Origin of the sequence: Accumulibacter sp., assembly GCF_023806565.1 — a bacterium.
GTDB lineage: Bacteria > Pseudomonadota > Gammaproteobacteria > Burkholderiales > Rhodocyclaceae > Accumulibacter.
In genome coordinates this window covers 1-14845 of sequence record NZ_JAMTDV010000022.1, presented here as the reverse complement: position 1 = coordinate 14845, position 14845 = coordinate 1, and the positions used below count along the sequence as shown (strand labels likewise).

The window sequence follows — 14845 nt, the reverse complement described above, 5'->3', positions numbered from 1 at the left end:
CGACCGCAAGCAGCCATGAATCGTTATCCGCTCTGGAAATATGTCACTGTCGTCCTTGCCCTGCTCTTCGGCCTGGTATACACGCTGCCGAACTTCTTTGGCGAATCGCCCGCAGTCCAGGTTTCCAGCGCCAAGGCGACGCTCAAGATCGATGACAAGACGCGCGAACGCGTTGCCCTTGCCCTGCAGACGGGGGGCATAACCGACAGCGGAATATTCCTCGACAGCAACGGCGTCAAGGTTCGGCTGCCCACGACCGATGCCCAGTTGCAGGCGAAAGACCTCCTGGAAAGACAGTTCAACCCGGACCCGGCCGACCCACAGTACGTCGTTGCCCTGAATCTTCTGTCGAGTTCGCCGCGCTGGCTGACCAGCCTGCATGCCCTGCCAATGTATCTTGGCCTCGACTTGCGGGGTGGCGTACATTTCCTGCTCCAGGTCGACATGCGCGGAGCGCTCACCAAGCGTCTCGACGCCATCAGCGGCGACCTGCGCAGCCTGCTGCGTGACAAGGCGGTTCGTCACGCCGGAATCACTCGCGAAGGCGAGCACATCGTGATCCGCTTCCGTGACGGCGAGACACGCAACAAGGCCCGCGTCGTACTCGAGGACAATCAGTCCGACCTGCTCCTGGCCGACCAGGGAGAAGGCGACGACCTGAAGCTGATTGCCACGCTCAAACCGGAGGCGATCAAGCGTATCCAGGAGTTTGCCATCAAGCAGAATACGACGACCCTGCACAACCGGATCAACGAACTCGGTGTCGCCGAACCGGTGATCGCGCAGCAGGGTGCCGACCGCATCGTCGTTCAGTTACCCGGCGTGCAGGATACCGCCAAGGCCAAGGACATCCTTGGTCGAACCGCGACGCTGGAAATCCGTATGGTTGACGACACCCCGGGTGCTCTGGAAGCGGCACAGGCGGGCCAGACGCCATTTGGCAGCGAGCTCTACGTCGAACGGGGGGCGCTGCCGCTGCTGGTCAAGAAGCAGGTGGTACTGACCGGAGACCGCCTCACCGACGCGCAGCCCGGTTTCGACAACCAGACGCACGAACCTGCCGTACACCTGACGCTCGATTCGGCGGGTGCGCGCATTTTCAAGGACGTCACGCGCGACAACGTTGGCAAGCGCATGGCCATCGTGCTGGTCGAAAAGGGCAAGGGCGAGGTGATCACGGCGCCTGTCATCCGCGCCGAGATAGGCGGCGGCCGGGTGCAGATTTCGGGGCGCATGAGCACCATGGAGGCGAACGACACGGCATTGCTGTTGCGCGCCGGCTCGCTCGCCGCCCCGATGGAAATCATCGAAGAGCGGACGATCGGTCCGAGCCTCGGCGCGGAAAACATCCGGAAGGGTTTTCTCTCGACGATGTGGGGCTTTGCTGCGATTGCCGTGTTCATGATCGCCTATTACGTGCTTTTCGGTTTGGTTTCGGTGATTGCCCTGGCATCCAACCTGCTATTCCTCGTGGCCCTGCTCTCGCTGCTGCAGGCGACGCTGACCCTGCCGGGGATCGCCGCCATCGCACTGGCACTGGGCATGGCAATCGACGCCAACGTGCTGATCAACGAGCGCATACGCGAAGAACTGCGCAATGGCTCGACGCCGCAGGCGGCGATTCATACCGGTTACGAGAGGGCGTTCGGGACAATTCTCGACTCCAATATCACCACGCTGATCGCCGGCATCGCCTTGCTGATCTTCGGCTCTGGCCCGGTGCGCGGTTTTGCCGTGGTGCACTGTCTCGGGATTCTGACCTCCCTGTTCTCCGCCGTCGTCGTGTCACGCGCGCTGATCAACCTGATCTACGGCCGGCGTCGCAAGGTCAAATCACTCGCCATCGGCCAGGTCTGGAAACCGGCAGGTGCCGGCAGCGCTACCGCCCGCTAACGGTCATGTCCGTCGCTGTCGATTCCTCCGTCCCCGCATTGCGGCACGATGCGCCATGGAAATCAGTCCGACGTTCGCCACCTTGAGGAAAAACGTAAATGGAATTCTTCCGGATCAGAAGAGACATCCCGTTCATGCGCCATGCGCTGACGTTCAACGTCATCTCGCTGCTCACCTTCCTGCTCGCCGTGTTTTTCCTCTTCAGCCGTGGCCTGCACCTGTCGGTCGAGTTCACCGGTGGCACGTTGATCGAACTCAATTACCCGCAAGCAGCGAATCTCGAAAAGGTGCGCGATGCGCTCGGCACTGCCGGTTATACCGACCTCTCGGTGCAGAATTTCGGTTCCAGCCAGGACGTTCTGATTCGCCTGCCCCTGAAGGCGGAGCAGAACACTGCCAAGATCGGCGAGGCAGTCATGCAGGCGCTCGCTGTCGAGGCCCCGGGTGCCACCCTGCGTCGCGTCGAGTTTGTCGGCCCGCAGGTCGGCAAGGAACTGGCTGAGAACGGCGCTCTGGCGCTGCTGCTGGTAGTCATTGGCATCGTCGTCTACCTGGCCTTCCGCTTCGAGTGGCGTTTCTCGGTCTCGGCGATCATCGCCAACCTGCACGACGTGGTCATCATCCTCGGCTTCTTCGCCTTTTTTCAGTGGGAATTTTCACTCTCGGTGCTCGCGGCCGTGCTGGCCGTACTCGGCTATTCGGTCAACGAGTCGGTAGTCGTTTTCGACCGCGTGCGCGAGACATTCAAGAAGGCGCGCGGCCTCACCACGCCGCAGGTCCTCGACCATGCGATTACCAGCACCATTTCGCGAACGATCATCACGCATGCCTCGACGCAGATGATGGTGCTTTCGATGTTGCTCTTCGGTGGCGAAACACTCTATTACTTTGCCTTGGCGCTGACCATCGGCATCTGTTTCGGCATCTACTCTTCGGTACTGGTTGCCAGCCCACTGGTGATGTGGCTCGGCGTATCGCGCGAACAGTTCGTCAAGCCGAAGAGACAGATCGAAGGTGCCAACGCAGACGGCGCCGTGGTCTAGCCCCCCCGACTGAGGGATCATTCCGAGCGTTGGCGGAGGCTCTCCCCCGAGTGTCGCTGCCACGATCCTAAACGGCGAATACGTGTTTGGTACGCAGGGTGTTCTTCTCCTCAAGGAGCGCCAACAGACGATCGATGTGGGGATGTTTGCCCGGATTGCTGCGCGCGTCGTCGGCGTGCTCGGCAAAGATCTCCAGACCCTTTTCGGCGGCGTCGGGCGTGATCGCGCCGTAGGTCTGCGCGAGGTGATTGTAGACCGCCAGTGATCCCAGGCTGCCAGACTTGTTCTCGATCGTCGCGACTACCTCGCCTCGCGCATCGAGCAGCTTGATCTCTGCGACGTGGGAAACGCCAGGCAACTTCTTCAGGTTTTCTGCAAACTGCCCCATCTCTTACTCCTTGCGGTTGCGCATCGCACCGAGCAGCGCGCCGCACGTCGCGCAGGCCAGTGTCATGGCGACGACGACTTCGCCGTTGGCCTGTTCCGGGCCGACGATCGACGACCACAGGGCTGCCAGCAGGCCACCGGTCAGCAAGCCGAACACGGCGCCGACGAAGGCGCCGCGCTTGATCGCACCACGCCTCCCATCGTCGCCGCAGCAGTAGGGACAATGCGCGGCGTCGCCGGGGACTTCCCGTTCGCAGCTCGGGCATACGATCGTCGCCGGAGTATCATCGACCTTCGTTGGCTCGGGCATGCAAGTAGTCTTCCCGGAGCCGTGCATCAGATCCGTCGCGCGAGATCGGCCGCCATGCCGGTGTAAGTCGCCGGCGTCAGGTCCAGCAGCGCCGCTTTGGCCATGGGCGGGATTTCAAGCGACTCGACCAATTGCCGGATGTCCGCTCGTGATACGCTCCTGCCGCGAGTCAATTCCTTGAGCTTTTCGTACGGATTGGCAACACCGTAGCGACGCATCACCGTCTGCACCGGCTCAGCCAACAGCTCCCAATTGGCATCCAAATCTGCCCGCAGCGAGACCGGGTCTGCCTCAAGTTTGTTGAGGCCACGCAACAACGAATCGTAGGCCAGCAGACTGTAGCCGAGTGCGACGCCCATATTGCGCAAGACCGTCGAATCGGTCAGATCGCGCTGCCAGCGCGATACCGGCAGCTTGTCGGCCAGGTGGCGCAAGAGGGCATTCGCCAGACCCAGATTGCCTTCGGAATTCTCGAAATCGATCGGATTGACCTTGTGCGGCATCGTCGACGAACCGATCTCGCCAGCCTTGACTTTCTGCCGGAAAAAGCCCAGCGAAATGTAACCCCAGACGTCGCGGTTCAGATCGATCAGGATCAAATTGGCGCGCGCAAACGCGTCGAACAGTTCCGCCATCGTGTCGTGCGGCTCGATCTGTATGGTGTAGGGATTGAACTCCAGGCCCAGCGATTCGACAAAAGACCTACAAAATTTCTCCCAGTCGAAGTCCGGGTACGCAACCAGATGGGCATTGTAATTGCCCACCGCCCCGTTGATCTTGCCGCGCAACCGTACGCGGGTGATCGCCGCGCGCGCGCGAACGAGACGATGCGCAAAATTCGCCATTTCCTTGCCGAGCGTAGTCGGCGTTGCCGGCTGGCCGTGCGTACGCGACATCATCGGCAGGTCGGCCAGGCCGTGCGCGAGATCCCGAAGCTTTGCAATCACTTTGTCCAGCGTCGGCAACAGGATCTCGTTGCTCGCCGCCCGCAGCATCAGTGCGTGCGCAAGGTTGTTGATATCCTCGGAGGTACAGGCAAAATGGATGAACTCGGAGACGCGCATGACTTCGTCGTTGTTCGCCAGGCGCTGCTTGATCCAGTACTCCAGAGCCTTCACATCATGATTGGTGATCGCCTCGATTTCCTTTACCTCGGCCGCCTGCGACGGACCAAAGTCGGCGAGCAACGAATCCAGTATTGCCACCGTGTCAGGGGAGAAGCAGGGAATTTCCCGAAAATGCGGTTCTGCCGCCAGCGCCTTGAGCCACTCGAGCTCGATCTGCAAACGGCGCCGAATCAGGCCGTACTCGGAAAACTGTGGGCGCAGCGCGTCCAGCCTGCCGGCATAGCGGCCGTCCAACGGCGAAAGGGAGGTCAGCGAAAGCATCCAGGTCATCCTCGAAACGTGTTCAGCATGGTCCGCCATTTTACCTGTCACGACCGACGCTCGCGCAAACGGAATGCGGGCAGGATGGTATAATCCGCCGCGAATTTCACGTGCAGGATGCCCATGAAGCTTATCGGATCATTGACCAGTCCCTACGTCCGCAAGACGCGCGTCGTGCTGGCCGAGAAGAAAATCGATTACGACTTCGAGCTTGACTCGCCGTGGACGCCGGACAACCAGGTCAGCAACATCAATCCGCTTGGCAAGATCCCGGTACTCGTCCTCGACGACAATACCGTCCTGTTCGATTCACGGGTAATCGTCGAATACCTGGACAACGTTGCCCCGAACAACAAGTTGATGCCGGCGCCGAATCGCGAGCGCAGCGAAGTGAAGCGTTGGGAAGCCCTCGCCGATGGCGTATGCGACGCCGCGGCGCTGGTTTTTCTCGAGAGGAAGCGGCCCGCTGCCCTGCAAAGTGCAGAATGGATCGCCCGTCAAGAAAACAAGATTCTCCTCAGTCTCGATTTCATGTCGAACGAACTGGCAGAAAGCGTCTGGTGCATGGGAACACACTTTTCACTCGCCGACGTGACCGTAGGCTGTGCGCTCGGCTACCTCATCTTTCGCTTCCCGGAAATCGACTGGCAGGAAAAGCATCCGAATCTTGCTCGCCTGTACGAAAAGCTGATGCGCCGTCCCGCTTTCCTGGACACTATTCCGCAGGCGTAACAGCGCCTGAACCTGTGCCGGCCCCGCTGACCCGCGGCAGCCGCGCCTCAGCTCCTGCCCGCAGGGGCGACCGGCGGCGCGAGTTGTCTGGCGTCGATCCCCTGGCCGCCGACTTCGACCGCATCGCTCTTGCCATCTTCCTGGAGCAGCAATTCTTCGGACCTCCTGTTGAGGACGACGATGCTGACACGGCGATTGATCGAACTGAGTGGATCATTCTTGTCGAACAGCACAGTCGAAGCCAGTCCGACCACCCGCAGGACCTTGTGTTCATCCATACCGCCAGCGATCAGCTCGCGGCGAGAGGCATTGGCGCGATTGGCGGAAAGCTCCCAATTCGAAAAGCCCTTGTCGCCGCCACCGTATTGCGCTGCGTCGGTATGTCCCGACAGGCTCAGCTTGTTTGGCGTCGTATTCAGCGCCTTGCCAATCTCGCGAAGGATGGTTCGCGTATACGGTTTCAGTTCAGCGCTGCTCGTATCGAACATCGGACGATTCTGTTCATCGACGATCTGAATCCGCAGGCCCTCGCTGGTGATGTCTATTAGTAACTGATTCTTGAACTGCTTGAGCGCGGGGTTGCTGTCGATCAGTTTCTCAATCGTCTGCTTGAGATCGCCGAGCATCACCTGCTCGCGTTCCTCGAACTCCTTTCGCGCCTGATCGGCGTTCGTTTCCTTGAGGTTCACCGACTTGCTCTTGGCATCCAGATCGCCCGCCTTGACTTGCCCGGCAGTGCGTGTCAAGTCCTTGCCACCTCCTTTCAGGACGCTCGAGCTGTCGCCCGTTCCCGCTCCCCCCTGCGAAGCGATCTTGAGCGGGTTCTGAAAGTAGTCGGCAATTCCCTTGAGGTCCCCGCTGGCGGTCGATCCAAGCAACCACATCAGGAGGAAAAAGGCCATCATCGCGGTGACGAAATCGGCGTACGCGATCTTCCAGGCACCGCCGTGGTGCCCGGCGGCAAACTTCTTCACGCGCTTGATGACTATCGGCCGTACGTCGTCGCTCATCCCGCCTCTCCGCTCCGCTGCTGCAGCATGGCTGCCTGCTTACTTGCCCTTGCGACTCTTGAGCTCCTCCTCGAGCTCACGGAAGGTTGGCCGGACACCGGCAACCAGGGTCTTGCGCCCGAATTCGACCGCCACTTGCGGAGCGTAACCGGACATCGAAGCCAGCAGAACGACCTTGATCACCTGATAAATCTTCGCTCCGTCCTGCGCCTTCTGCTCCAGCAGGCTGGCCACCGGTGCGACGAATCCGTAGGCAATCAGGATACCCAGGAAGGTACCGACCAAGGCGCCACCGATCATCTTTCCGAGTACCGCGGGAGGCTCCCCCACCGAGCCCATCACATTGACGACGCCCATCACTGCCACGATGATACCGAAGGCCGGCACTGCGTCGCCCACCTTGGACATCACATGGCCAGGCGTCTCGGCTTCGTGGTGATGCGTTTCGATTTCGATGTCCATCAGGCTTTCTATCTCGATGGCGTTGAGATTGCCACCAACCATCATCCGCAGATAGTCGGTAATGAATTCCATCACGTGATGGTCGTTGGCCAGCGCCGGGTACTTGCTGAAGATGGGACTGTCGTGTGGATTTTCGACGTCATTCTCAATCGACATCAGGCCTTCCTTGCGCACCTTCGCCAGCACCTCGAAGAGCATCGCCAGCAAATCGACATAAAGGGCCCTGGTGAATTTCGATCCCTTGAAGATTCCCGGCAATGCGGCAACCGTCGACTTGATGATCTTGATGTCGTTCGCTGCGACGAAGCCTCCGATCGTGAGACCGACGATCGCGATGTATTCGAGGGGAACCCACAAGGCAGCGAGGCTGCCGTGAACCGCGTAGGTTCCCAGCGCAGCCGCCAGGATGATCACGTAGCCAACAATCAGAAACATCCGCCCCCCTTTGTCAGTGCATCGCGCGTACCGCGCTGGCCGAAACCCAGCATTGTCGCGTATTGTAACCAGATTGCGAACCAGGAATAGTAGCCAGTACGCTGGGCACCTTTCGGCCACACGAGCGCCGGCCCGAATCATTTACACTAGGCGTCTGCTTGGAACACGGTCGAAGGAATTGCGCGAATGAATTTCTGCAGTCATTGCGGCGGAGTCGTCAATCTGGCAATTCCGGAGGGCGACAATCTGCCCCGCCACGTCTGCCAGCGTTGCGGAACGATTCACTACCTTAACCCGAAGCTGGTGGTCGGCTGTGTTGCCGAGTGGAACGGCCAGATTCTGCTTTGCCGGCGATCGATCGCACCGCGCTACGGATTATGGACGCTTCCAGCGGGATTCATGGAAAATGGCGAGACGACCAGCGAAGCGGCCATCCGCGAAACGCTCGAGGAAGCGTGTGCCCGGATCGAGATCGGACCGCTCTTCTCGCTCGTCAACGTGCCGCACATCAACCAGGTTCACCTGTTCTACCGTGCTCGACTGGTCGACACCGGTTTCGCCGCTGGCCGCGAAACACTGGCGACCGCCTTGTTCTCGGAGGAAGCAGTGCCTTGGCAGGATCTTGCTTTCCAGAGTGTCACTCTTTGCTTGCGAGCGTACTTTGCCGACCGACTGGCGCGTCATTTCTCCTTCCACGAGGAAGATCTGCAACCGCACCGGGGTTAACGAGTGGCCTCAAGACTGAATTCGATTGGCAGCAAAACGCGAATCTCTGCACCCTGGAGGCTTTCCGGCAGCGGCGTAACAGCCGCGGCCTGCGCAACCATCGATAGCGCCTGCTCGTCGAGCGCGCGGTACCCGCTTGAGTGAACCAGCGAGGCGTGGGGCACGCGTTGCCCGGCGCTGGCGCTCAACGCAATCTCGACCCGCCCTTCCCAACGACTTTCCCGTGCCTCCAGGGGGTACTGCTTGAAGCGGCGCGCGGCGATCGCCAGCGCCACCCGATACTGACGCAAATCTTCCGCGCTCACCCCGTTGGGAGCCGGCGGAGCGAGGCTCGGTATGGGCGCCGGTTCCGTAGCGGGGGCCGACCAGGAACTGCGTTGTGCGACGGGCGCGGTCGCCACCCGGGAACGCGTGTCGCGCATGCCGGATTCCCGGACCGGTTGATCTCCCGACGACGATCGGGTCTGCCGCTGCCGGTCCGCCGGCGCGCCAGCCAATGCCGTGGAAGGTACCAGGCGGTGGTCTGTCGCATGGATGCGTGCCTGCAACGGCTGCGTTGCCACCGTCAAGCGAACCGGCAAAAGCGAAGCCGAAGGGGCCAGCAACGCCAGGTGCATCAGCACGGACGCCGCCAAAGCCAGCCCGAGACGACGTTCTCCGTCCCCGAAATCGGCGGGATGAACGCCGAGAGAGGGTCGCAACTCCCTAACCCCGGCCAAGCAGCGAACCACTACCCGCGCCACCCCGATCGAAGCGGCCCGCCAGCCTCTTCGTACGTGCCGCTACTTGCGGGGGCGCGCTTCGTCGGCGCGAATATTCCGGCTGAAGAAGCGCGAAAACCAGACCGCCATGCCGATGACGAAGACGATCACGAACAGGCTGAACAAGCCGTAGTCACTCGAAAACAAAAGATCCCAAGCCACCTCTTACCTCCCGTTGTAGTCAGAAAATCCCGTCGGAGAAGCGATACCCGACGCTGCCAGTCGCAACGCCGACCGCTTGTCGGTCACCCTCCAGTCACCGAACAGGCGCCACTCCTGCCCTTCATCCTCGAGCGTGACGTGCCACCTTCCGACGAACGGCTTCACCACACCGGCATAAACACCGCCGCCTTCCGAATGCAGGATGATCTTTTGATCGAAGCCCGGGCGGGTCGGGTGCACAAGGTTCAAACGCAGCGTCTCCGGCAAGCGTAGACCCTCCTTGCCGCGGAGCAACGCGCGAATCCGGTCACCGTCGCCACCAAGCACGAGTTCAGTCTCCAGTCCAAGATCTGCGGCCCGCCGATCATGGACGGCGCGCTCGTTGACCGTCAGACCCTGTTTATAGTAATCGTCGTCGACCAGGCCGTCGCTGGTGACTATCGCCAGGTAAGCGGTAGTCAATCCGGCGACGATGACGATCGCCGGACCCAGCATCAGCAACCACGGCCACGGCTCGCGATACCAAGCCCGCGGAGCAGGATTCAATTTCAGATTCATGGCAGGAAAAAACTGGTCTTCTCGCGGATCGCGAGCTTGTCGTCCGTGATGGCGCGAATCTCGAAGAAAATCTGGTTCGAACCTTTCTTGCCGGACTCCGGCTGGACGCGTGCGGACAGCGCCACGGTGGTCGAGGAGGCCGCCGGGATCTCCACCAGCCGCTCGCCGACGATGTCGATCCCGTCGATGCCGCTGACGCCAATCGAGTAACGGTGGGGAACTCCGTCGGTGTTCGAGATGTGCAGCCGATATACATTCTCGATGCGCCCGTCATCCGCCTCACGGGAAAGGGTGGACCGGTCGCGCAGCACGTCCACTTTTAGGGGTATCCGCTGGCTGAGACTCCATACCGTCGCCAGGATGATCCCCAGCAGAATGCTCGCGTACAGCAGCGTTCTCGTCCGCAGCAGGTGGGAGACCACTTCGCGGGCCGTGTAGTGCTTGGCCAGAGCGTTCTCCGTAGAGTAGCGGATCAGCCCGCGTGGCGAACCGACCTTGTCCATTACTTGGTCGCAGGCGTCGATACAAGCTGCACAGGCAATGCATTCGAGCTGCAGACCTCGGCGAATGTCGATACCGGTTGGACAGACCTGTACGCAAATCCTGCAGTCGACACAGTCACCAAGCGGCTTCGCCTGCCCAGCCGCCGTCTTCCGGCGAGCGCCCCGTGGCTCACCACGCTCCGGATCGTAACTGATGATCAGGGTGTCCGGGTCGAACATCACCCCCTGGAAGCGGGCGTAGGGGCACATGTACTTGCAGACCTGCTCGCGCAGGAAGCCCGCCATCATGTAAAGAAACGCCGCGTAAAACAGTACCCAGAAAGCTTCCCATGGCCCCAGTTCGAGCGAGGCGATTTCGCCTAGCAGTTCCTTGATCGGCGTGAAATAGCCGACGAAAGTAATCCCGGTCCATAGTGCGACGAGCAGCCACAGAAAATGCTTGAGCAACTTGAGTCGAAACTTGCGCGGACTCATCGGTTGCGCGTCTAGCTTCATTCGCGCTGGACGTTCGCCTTCGATCTTGCGCTCTATCCACATCAGGATCTCGGTGTAAACCGTTTGCGGGCACGCATAACCGCAGAAGAGACGTCCGCCCACAGCAGTGACCAAGAACAGCGTGTACGCGGAAATCACCAGTAGAATGGCCAGATAGATCACGTCCTGTGGCCAGAAGACCATCCCGAAAATGTAGAACTTGCGTTCGGTGATGTGAAACAGCACCGCCTGGCGTCCATCCCACGACAGCCAACAGAGACCATAAAACAGTGTCTGGGTGACGACGACCATCGCCCAGCGCCAGTTGTTGAACTTTCCGGTAACGCTGCGTGCATAAACAGTCTTGTGCTTTTCGTACAAGCCATCGACGTTAACGGGAACCGCCTTGGCATCGCTGCCGACCGCCTGGTTCATGATCTCGACCCCGACCTCATTCAGAATTACATGAAACTCTAATACTACATCTCGGCTTGAGTCCGGTCTTGACTTGCGTCAGACGAGGAAAGATAAGGGGGCAACTCGATCGACAGCCAGGGAAATCCATGGCAGCGATCCAGCGAAAGAAATCTCGGCCCTCCGGAGCAGCTGAATGTCGTTCGCTACGCGGCACACTCTCCCTGCTCCACACATTCCGGCGCCCCGAAAAAAGAAAACGGAGCGGGGTGTAAGCCGCTCCGTCGCTTCGCTTCAGACTAGTTGCTGCCTGGAGCGGTACCGAGACTAAGTACGTAAGCGGTCAGAACGTGAACCTTGTCATCACCAAGGAACTCCTTCCACGCCGGCATCTGGTTATTGCGACCTTTGGTGATCGTCTCGATGATCGTCGCTTCAGAACTTCCGTACAGCCAGATCTTGTCGGTCAGATTGGGAGCGCCCAGCGCTTGGTTGCCCTTGGCGTCGACCCCATGACAACCCGTGCATCCCGCGGTAGCAAACGCTTCGTGCCCCTTGGCAACGCGCACCGAGTCGGCAGGCAAACCGGACAGCGAGCGCACATAGTTGGCGAGATCCTTGATCGTCTCGGCACCGAGATGCGCATGCGACGGCATCATTCCCACCCGACCGTTGCTGATCGTTTCGACGATCTGTTCAGGCTGGCCACCCCACAGCCAGTCGTTGTCGGTCAGATTCGGAAAACCCTTCGACCCGCGCCCATCCGCACCGTGACACTGCATGCAGTAGGTCAGGTACAAACGCTTGCCGGTCTCGTTTCCCTCCTTGTCGGCCGCCAGAGCCTTAAAATCCATCTTCCTGTACTTCTCGTAGAGCGGCTTGGTCTGTTCGTCCGCTTTCGCCACCTCCTTTGCAAGTTGACCGGTCGACGACCAGCCCAGCAGACCCTGATAGGAACCGAGCGTCGGGTAGAGGAAGCAATAGATCAGCGAAAAGATGACCGTTACGTAGAACAACCACATCCACCACTTCGGCAGCGGGTTGTTGTACTCTTCGAGGGTCTCGTCCCAGACGTGCCCGGTGGTGTCCACCTTGCTGCTGGCGGGCGCCGCGTCCTGCGACCAGAGCAGCACGCCGCAAGCAAGAATGCCAAGCAGCACCAGGAGGATGACATACCAGTTCCAAAACTGATTCACAAAATCGTTCATGACGCTTTCCTTTGTCCGTTGCGATCGAGGCCAAGTTCGACCCGATCAGCTTCCTCATCGGTAAATGGGAGCATGGCCGCTTCTTCGAAGCGCTTCTGGTTACCCTTGACGCCGTAGGCCCACCAGACCACCCCAAGGAAGGTCAGCAGCGAAACGACAGTCACGATGGATCGCAGATCGTTGATGTCCATGCCTGCCTACTTGACGTTCTTCATTTCGAGGCCCATCCCCTGCAGGTAGGCAATCAACGCGTCGAGTTCGCTTTTGCCTTCGAGCTGCTTCCTGGCGCCCGCGATCTCGTCATCGGTATAGGGGACGCCAACCTTGCGCAGGGCACGCATCTTCGCTTCGATGCTGTTCGCGTCTGCTGGCGCCTTCTCGAGGAAGGCAAAGGCAGGCATGTTCGACTCCGGAACTACATCGCGCGGGTTGATCAGGTGAACACGATGCCATTCATCCGAATAACGCCCCCCGACTCGTTGCAGATCCGGACCCGTGCGCTTCGAACCCCACTGGAACGGATGGTCATAGACGAATTCCCCGGCCACCGCATAATGCCCATAACGCTCGGTTTCGGCGCGGAATGGACGAATCATCTGCGAGTGACAGAGGTAGCAGCCTTCGCGGATATACACGTCGCGCCCGGTCAGCCGCACCGGATCGTAAGGCTTGAGACCGGTGACCGGCTCGGTGGTGGACTTCTGGAAATACAGAGGAATGATCTCGACCAGGCCACCGACGCTGACCACCAGCAGGGTGAGCAGTACCATCAGGCCGACATTCCGTTCAATTGCATCATGCGTAAATTTCATTGGATTCCCCTCTCAGGCGTGGCTGGCAGTGGGCAACAGCACACGAGCGTCATTTACCGAGCGGCCACCGGCGATCGTCTTGGCCATGTTGTAAGCCATGATCAGCATGCCGGCCAGGAAGAGGACACCACCGATGAGACGGATTGCCCAGAACGGATAAGAGGCCTTGACCGATTCGACGAAACTGTAGGTCAGCGTACCGTCGGCATTGACGGCGCGCCACATCAGGCCCTGCATCACCCCTGAAATCCACATCGAGGCAATGTAGAGAACGACACCGATCGTCGCCACCCAGAAGTGCACGGTAATGAGCTTGACGCTGAACATTTCGGTCTTCCCGAACAGTCGCGGCAGCAGATAGTAGATCGAGCCAACCGAAACCATTGCGACCCAGCCGAGAGCGCCGGAATGCACGTGCCCGATCGTCCAGTCGGTATAGTGCGAAAGCGCATTCACCGTCTTGATGGCCATCATCGGACCTTCGAAGGTCGACATGCCGTAGAAGGACAGCGAAGTGATCAGGAACTTGAGGATCGGATCGTCACGCAGCTTGTGCCATGCACCGGAGAGCGTCATCACGCCGTTGATCATGCCTCCCCACGACGGCGCCAGCAGAATCAGCGAGAACAGCATACCCACCGACTGCGTCCAGTCCGGCAACGCCGTGTAATGCAGGTGGTGCGGCCCCGCCCACATGTATGTGAAAACCAGCGCCCAGAAGTGTACGACCGACAAACGATACGAATAGACCGGACGGCCGGCCTGCTTCGGTACGAAGTAATACATCATGCCGAGAAAACCGGCGGTGAGGAAAAAACCGACCGCATTGTGGCCGTACCACCACTGCACCATCGCGTCCTGCACGCCGGCATAAGCCGAATACGACTTGGTCAGTGAAACCGGGATGGCCGCGCTATTGACGACGTGCAACAGCGCGACAGCGAGAATGAAACCGCCGTAGAACCAGTTGGCCACGTAGATGTGAGTGACCTTGCGCTTGGCGATCGTGCCGAAAAAAACGATCGCGTAAACGACCCAGACAACCGTGATCAGGATGTCGATCGGCCACTCGAGCTCCGCATACTCCTTGCCCTGGGTGATTCCCAGCGGCAGGGTGACAGCGGCGAGGACGATCACCAATTGCCAACCCCAGAAGGTGAAAGCAGCCAGGCCGTCGGAAAAGATTCGTGTATGGCAGGTACGCTGGACAACATAGTAGGAGGTGGCGAACAGCGCGCTGCCGCCAAAGGCGAAAATCACCGCATTGGTATGCAGCGGGCGCAGGCGACCGAAATGCAGCCACCCCAGGTTCAATTCCGGCCATACCATTTGCGCAGCGATGATCACGCCGACGAGCATGCCGACGATGCCCCAGACGACTGTCATCACGGCGAACTGCCGCACCACCTTGTAGTTATATGTTGACTGAGTTTCCGACATGGACTCACCTCATTCTTGACTGAAAACCGGTTTTCACCGCCCCCAAATGCCCTTATCGCGAGCATTGACTATGCGGATGCTATTCTAACCTGCCACTGGCAAATTTGACACAGATCAACTCTTGCCG

The 14845-nt window shown here is 59.9% G+C and carries 17 protein-coding genes; 4 read left to right on the top strand and 13 right to left on the bottom strand.

Annotated features, from left to right (window positions below):
- Positions 1–15 precede the first annotated feature (15 nt).
- Positions 16–1893 carry a protein translocase subunit SecD gene (secD, locus tag NFV80_RS02750; RefSeq protein ID WP_295326520.1) on the top strand — a complete coding sequence of 626 codons (1878 nt, stop codon included), beginning with the start codon at positions 16–18 and terminating at the stop codon, positions 1891–1893.
- Between the two features lie 98 nt (positions 1894–1991).
- Positions 1992–2936 carry a protein translocase subunit SecF gene (gene secF, locus NFV80_RS02745; protein WP_295326522.1) on the top strand — a complete coding sequence of 315 codons (945 nt, stop codon included), beginning with the start codon at positions 1992–1994 and terminating at the stop codon, positions 2934–2936.
- 67 nt (positions 2937–3003) lie between these two features.
- On the opposite strand, the gene NFV80_RS02740 is transcribed toward secF, so the two are convergent.
- The 3 genes from NFV80_RS02740 to purB are packed head-to-tail and all read right to left on the bottom strand — an operon-like array spanning position 3004 to position 5030.
- Positions 3004–3324 (bottom strand): DUF2322 family protein, encoded by a 321-nt coding sequence (locus tag NFV80_RS02740; protein ID WP_295326524.1) that lies wholly within the window; start codon positions 3322–3324, stop codon positions 3004–3006.
- A gap of 3 nt (positions 3325–3327) precedes the next feature.
- Positions 3328–3633 (bottom strand): hypothetical protein, encoded by a 306-nt coding sequence (locus tag NFV80_RS02735; protein WP_295326526.1) that lies wholly within the window; start codon positions 3631–3633, stop codon positions 3328–3330.
- 26 nt (positions 3634–3659) lie between these two features.
- On the bottom strand, positions 3660–5030 hold the full coding sequence (gene purB, locus NFV80_RS02730; protein ID WP_295326528.1) for an adenylosuccinate lyase: 1371 nt from the start codon (positions 5028–5030) through the stop codon (positions 3660–3662).
- 114 nt (positions 5031–5144) lie between these two features.
- On the opposite strand from purB, the gene NFV80_RS02725 reads away from it, so the two are divergent.
- A complete protein-coding gene (locus tag NFV80_RS02725) occupies positions 5145–5753 on the top strand; it encodes a glutathione S-transferase (protein WP_295326530.1) in 609 nt (202 codons plus the stop codon).
- A 47-nt stretch (positions 5754–5800) separates the two neighbouring features.
- Here the strand turns inward: NFV80_RS02725 and motB are convergent, their stop codons facing one another.
- Positions 5801–6763: a flagellar motor protein MotB gene (motB, locus tag NFV80_RS02720; RefSeq protein WP_296757753.1), complete on the bottom strand. Its 963-nt coding sequence runs from the start codon at positions 6761–6763 to the stop codon at positions 5801–5803.
- Positions 6764–6802: 39 nt separating this feature from the next.
- A complete protein-coding gene (gene motA, locus NFV80_RS02715; RefSeq protein WP_295326534.1) occupies positions 6803–7660 on the bottom strand; it encodes a flagellar motor stator protein MotA in 858 nt (285 codons plus the stop codon).
- Between the two features lie 186 nt (positions 7661–7846).
- On the opposite strand from motA, the gene NFV80_RS02710 reads away from it, so the two are divergent.
- The gene (locus NFV80_RS02710) at positions 7847–8386 is read left to right on the top strand and encodes an NUDIX hydrolase (protein ID WP_295326536.1); all 540 of its coding nucleotides are present in this window, start codon (positions 7847–7849) and stop codon (positions 8384–8386) included.
- Here NFV80_RS02710 and NFV80_RS02705 read toward each other — a convergent pair.
- From NFV80_RS02705 to ccoN, 8 genes are all read right to left on the bottom strand, one after another.
- Positions 8383–8808: a TonB family protein gene (locus NFV80_RS02705; RefSeq protein WP_295326538.1), complete on the bottom strand. Its 426-nt coding sequence runs from the start codon at positions 8806–8808 to the stop codon at positions 8383–8385. The genes NFV80_RS02710 and NFV80_RS02705 overlap by 4 nt on opposite strands.
- Before the next feature lie 360 nt (positions 8809–9168).
- Positions 9169–9309: a DUF3149 domain-containing protein gene (locus NFV80_RS02700; protein WP_295326539.1), complete on the bottom strand. Its 141-nt coding sequence runs from the start codon at positions 9307–9309 to the stop codon at positions 9169–9171.
- A 3-nt stretch (positions 9310–9312) separates the two neighbouring features.
- A complete protein-coding gene (locus tag NFV80_RS02695; protein WP_295326541.1) occupies positions 9313–9855 on the bottom strand; it encodes a FixH family protein in 543 nt (180 codons plus the stop codon).
- Between the two features lie 8 nt (positions 9856–9863).
- Positions 9864–11279, bottom strand: coding sequence for a cytochrome c oxidase accessory protein CcoG (gene ccoG / locus NFV80_RS02690; protein ID WP_296757748.1), 1416 nt, complete (start codon positions 11277–11279; stop codon positions 9864–9866).
- A 278-nt stretch (positions 11280–11557) separates the two neighbouring features.
- The gene (ccoP, locus tag NFV80_RS02685; RefSeq protein ID WP_296757746.1) at positions 11558–12466 is read right to left on the bottom strand and encodes a cytochrome-c oxidase, cbb3-type subunit III; all 909 of its coding nucleotides are present in this window, start codon (positions 12464–12466) and stop codon (positions 11558–11560) included.
- On the bottom strand, positions 12463–12657 hold the full coding sequence (locus tag NFV80_RS02680) for a cbb3-type cytochrome c oxidase subunit 3 (protein ID WP_296757743.1): 195 nt from the start codon (positions 12655–12657) through the stop codon (positions 12463–12465). The genes ccoP and NFV80_RS02680 overlap by 4 nt, the downstream gene beginning before the upstream one ends.
- A gap of 6 nt (positions 12658–12663) precedes the next feature.
- Positions 12664–13278: a cytochrome-c oxidase, cbb3-type subunit II gene (gene ccoO, locus NFV80_RS02675; RefSeq protein WP_296757740.1), complete on the bottom strand. Its 615-nt coding sequence runs from the start codon at positions 13276–13278 to the stop codon at positions 12664–12666.
- A 12-nt stretch (positions 13279–13290) separates the two neighbouring features.
- Entirely contained in the window at positions 13291–14718 is a 1428-nt protein-coding gene (gene ccoN / locus NFV80_RS02670) for a cytochrome-c oxidase, cbb3-type subunit I (RefSeq protein WP_296757738.1), read from the bottom strand.
- Positions 14719–14845: the final 127 nt, after the last annotated feature.

Bases quoted from the DNA above. Each gene is read 5' to 3' on its own strand.
- motA (WP_295326534.1), bottom strand. From the start codon at position 7,660: ATGTTTCTGATTGTTGGCTACGTGATCATCCTGGCGGCTGCGCTGGGA.
- NFV80_RS02710 (WP_295326536.1), top strand. From the start codon at position 7,847: ATGAATTTCTGCAGTCATTGCGGCGGAGTCGTCAATCTGGCAATTCCG.
- NFV80_RS02680 (WP_296757743.1), bottom strand. From the start codon at position 12,657: ATGGACATCAACGATCTGCGATCCATCGTGACTGTCGTTTCGCTGCTG.
- ccoG (WP_296757748.1), bottom strand. From the start codon at position 11,279: ATGAACCAGGCGGTCGGCAGCGATGCCAAGGCGGTTCCCGTTAACGTC.
- NFV80_RS02735 (WP_295326526.1), bottom strand. From the start codon at position 3,633: ATGCCCGAGCCAACGAAGGTCGATGATACTCCGGCGACGATCGTATGC.
- ccoO (WP_296757740.1), bottom strand. From the start codon at position 13,278: ATGAAATTTACGCATGATGCAATTGAACGGAATGTCGGCCTGATGGTA.
- NFV80_RS02705 (WP_295326538.1), bottom strand. From the start codon at position 8,808: ATGCGCGACACGCGTTCCCGGGTGGCGACCGCGCCCGTCGCACAACGC.
- NFV80_RS02740 (WP_295326524.1), bottom strand. From the start codon at position 3,324: ATGGGGCAGTTTGCAGAAAACCTGAAGAAGTTGCCTGGCGTTTCCCAC.
- NFV80_RS02725 (WP_295326530.1), top strand. From the start codon at position 5,145: ATGAAGCTTATCGGATCATTGACCAGTCCCTACGTCCGCAAGACGCGC.
- secF (WP_295326522.1), top strand. From the start codon at position 1,992: ATGGAATTCTTCCGGATCAGAAGAGACATCCCGTTCATGCGCCATGCG.
- ccoP (WP_296757746.1), bottom strand. From the start codon at position 12,466: ATGAACGATTTTGTGAATCAGTTTTGGAACTGGTATGTCATCCTCCTG.
- purB (WP_295326528.1), bottom strand. From the start codon at position 5,030: ATGACCTGGATGCTTTCGCTGACCTCCCTTTCGCCGTTGGACGGCCGC.
- secD (WP_295326520.1), top strand. From the start codon at position 16: ATGAATCGTTATCCGCTCTGGAAATATGTCACTGTCGTCCTTGCCCTG.
- ccoN (WP_296757738.1), bottom strand. From the start codon at position 14,718: ATGTCGGAAACTCAGTCAACATATAACTACAAGGTGGTGCGGCAGTTC.
- motB (WP_296757753.1), bottom strand. From the start codon at position 6,763: ATGAGCGACGACGTACGGCCGATAGTCATCAAGCGCGTGAAGAAGTTT.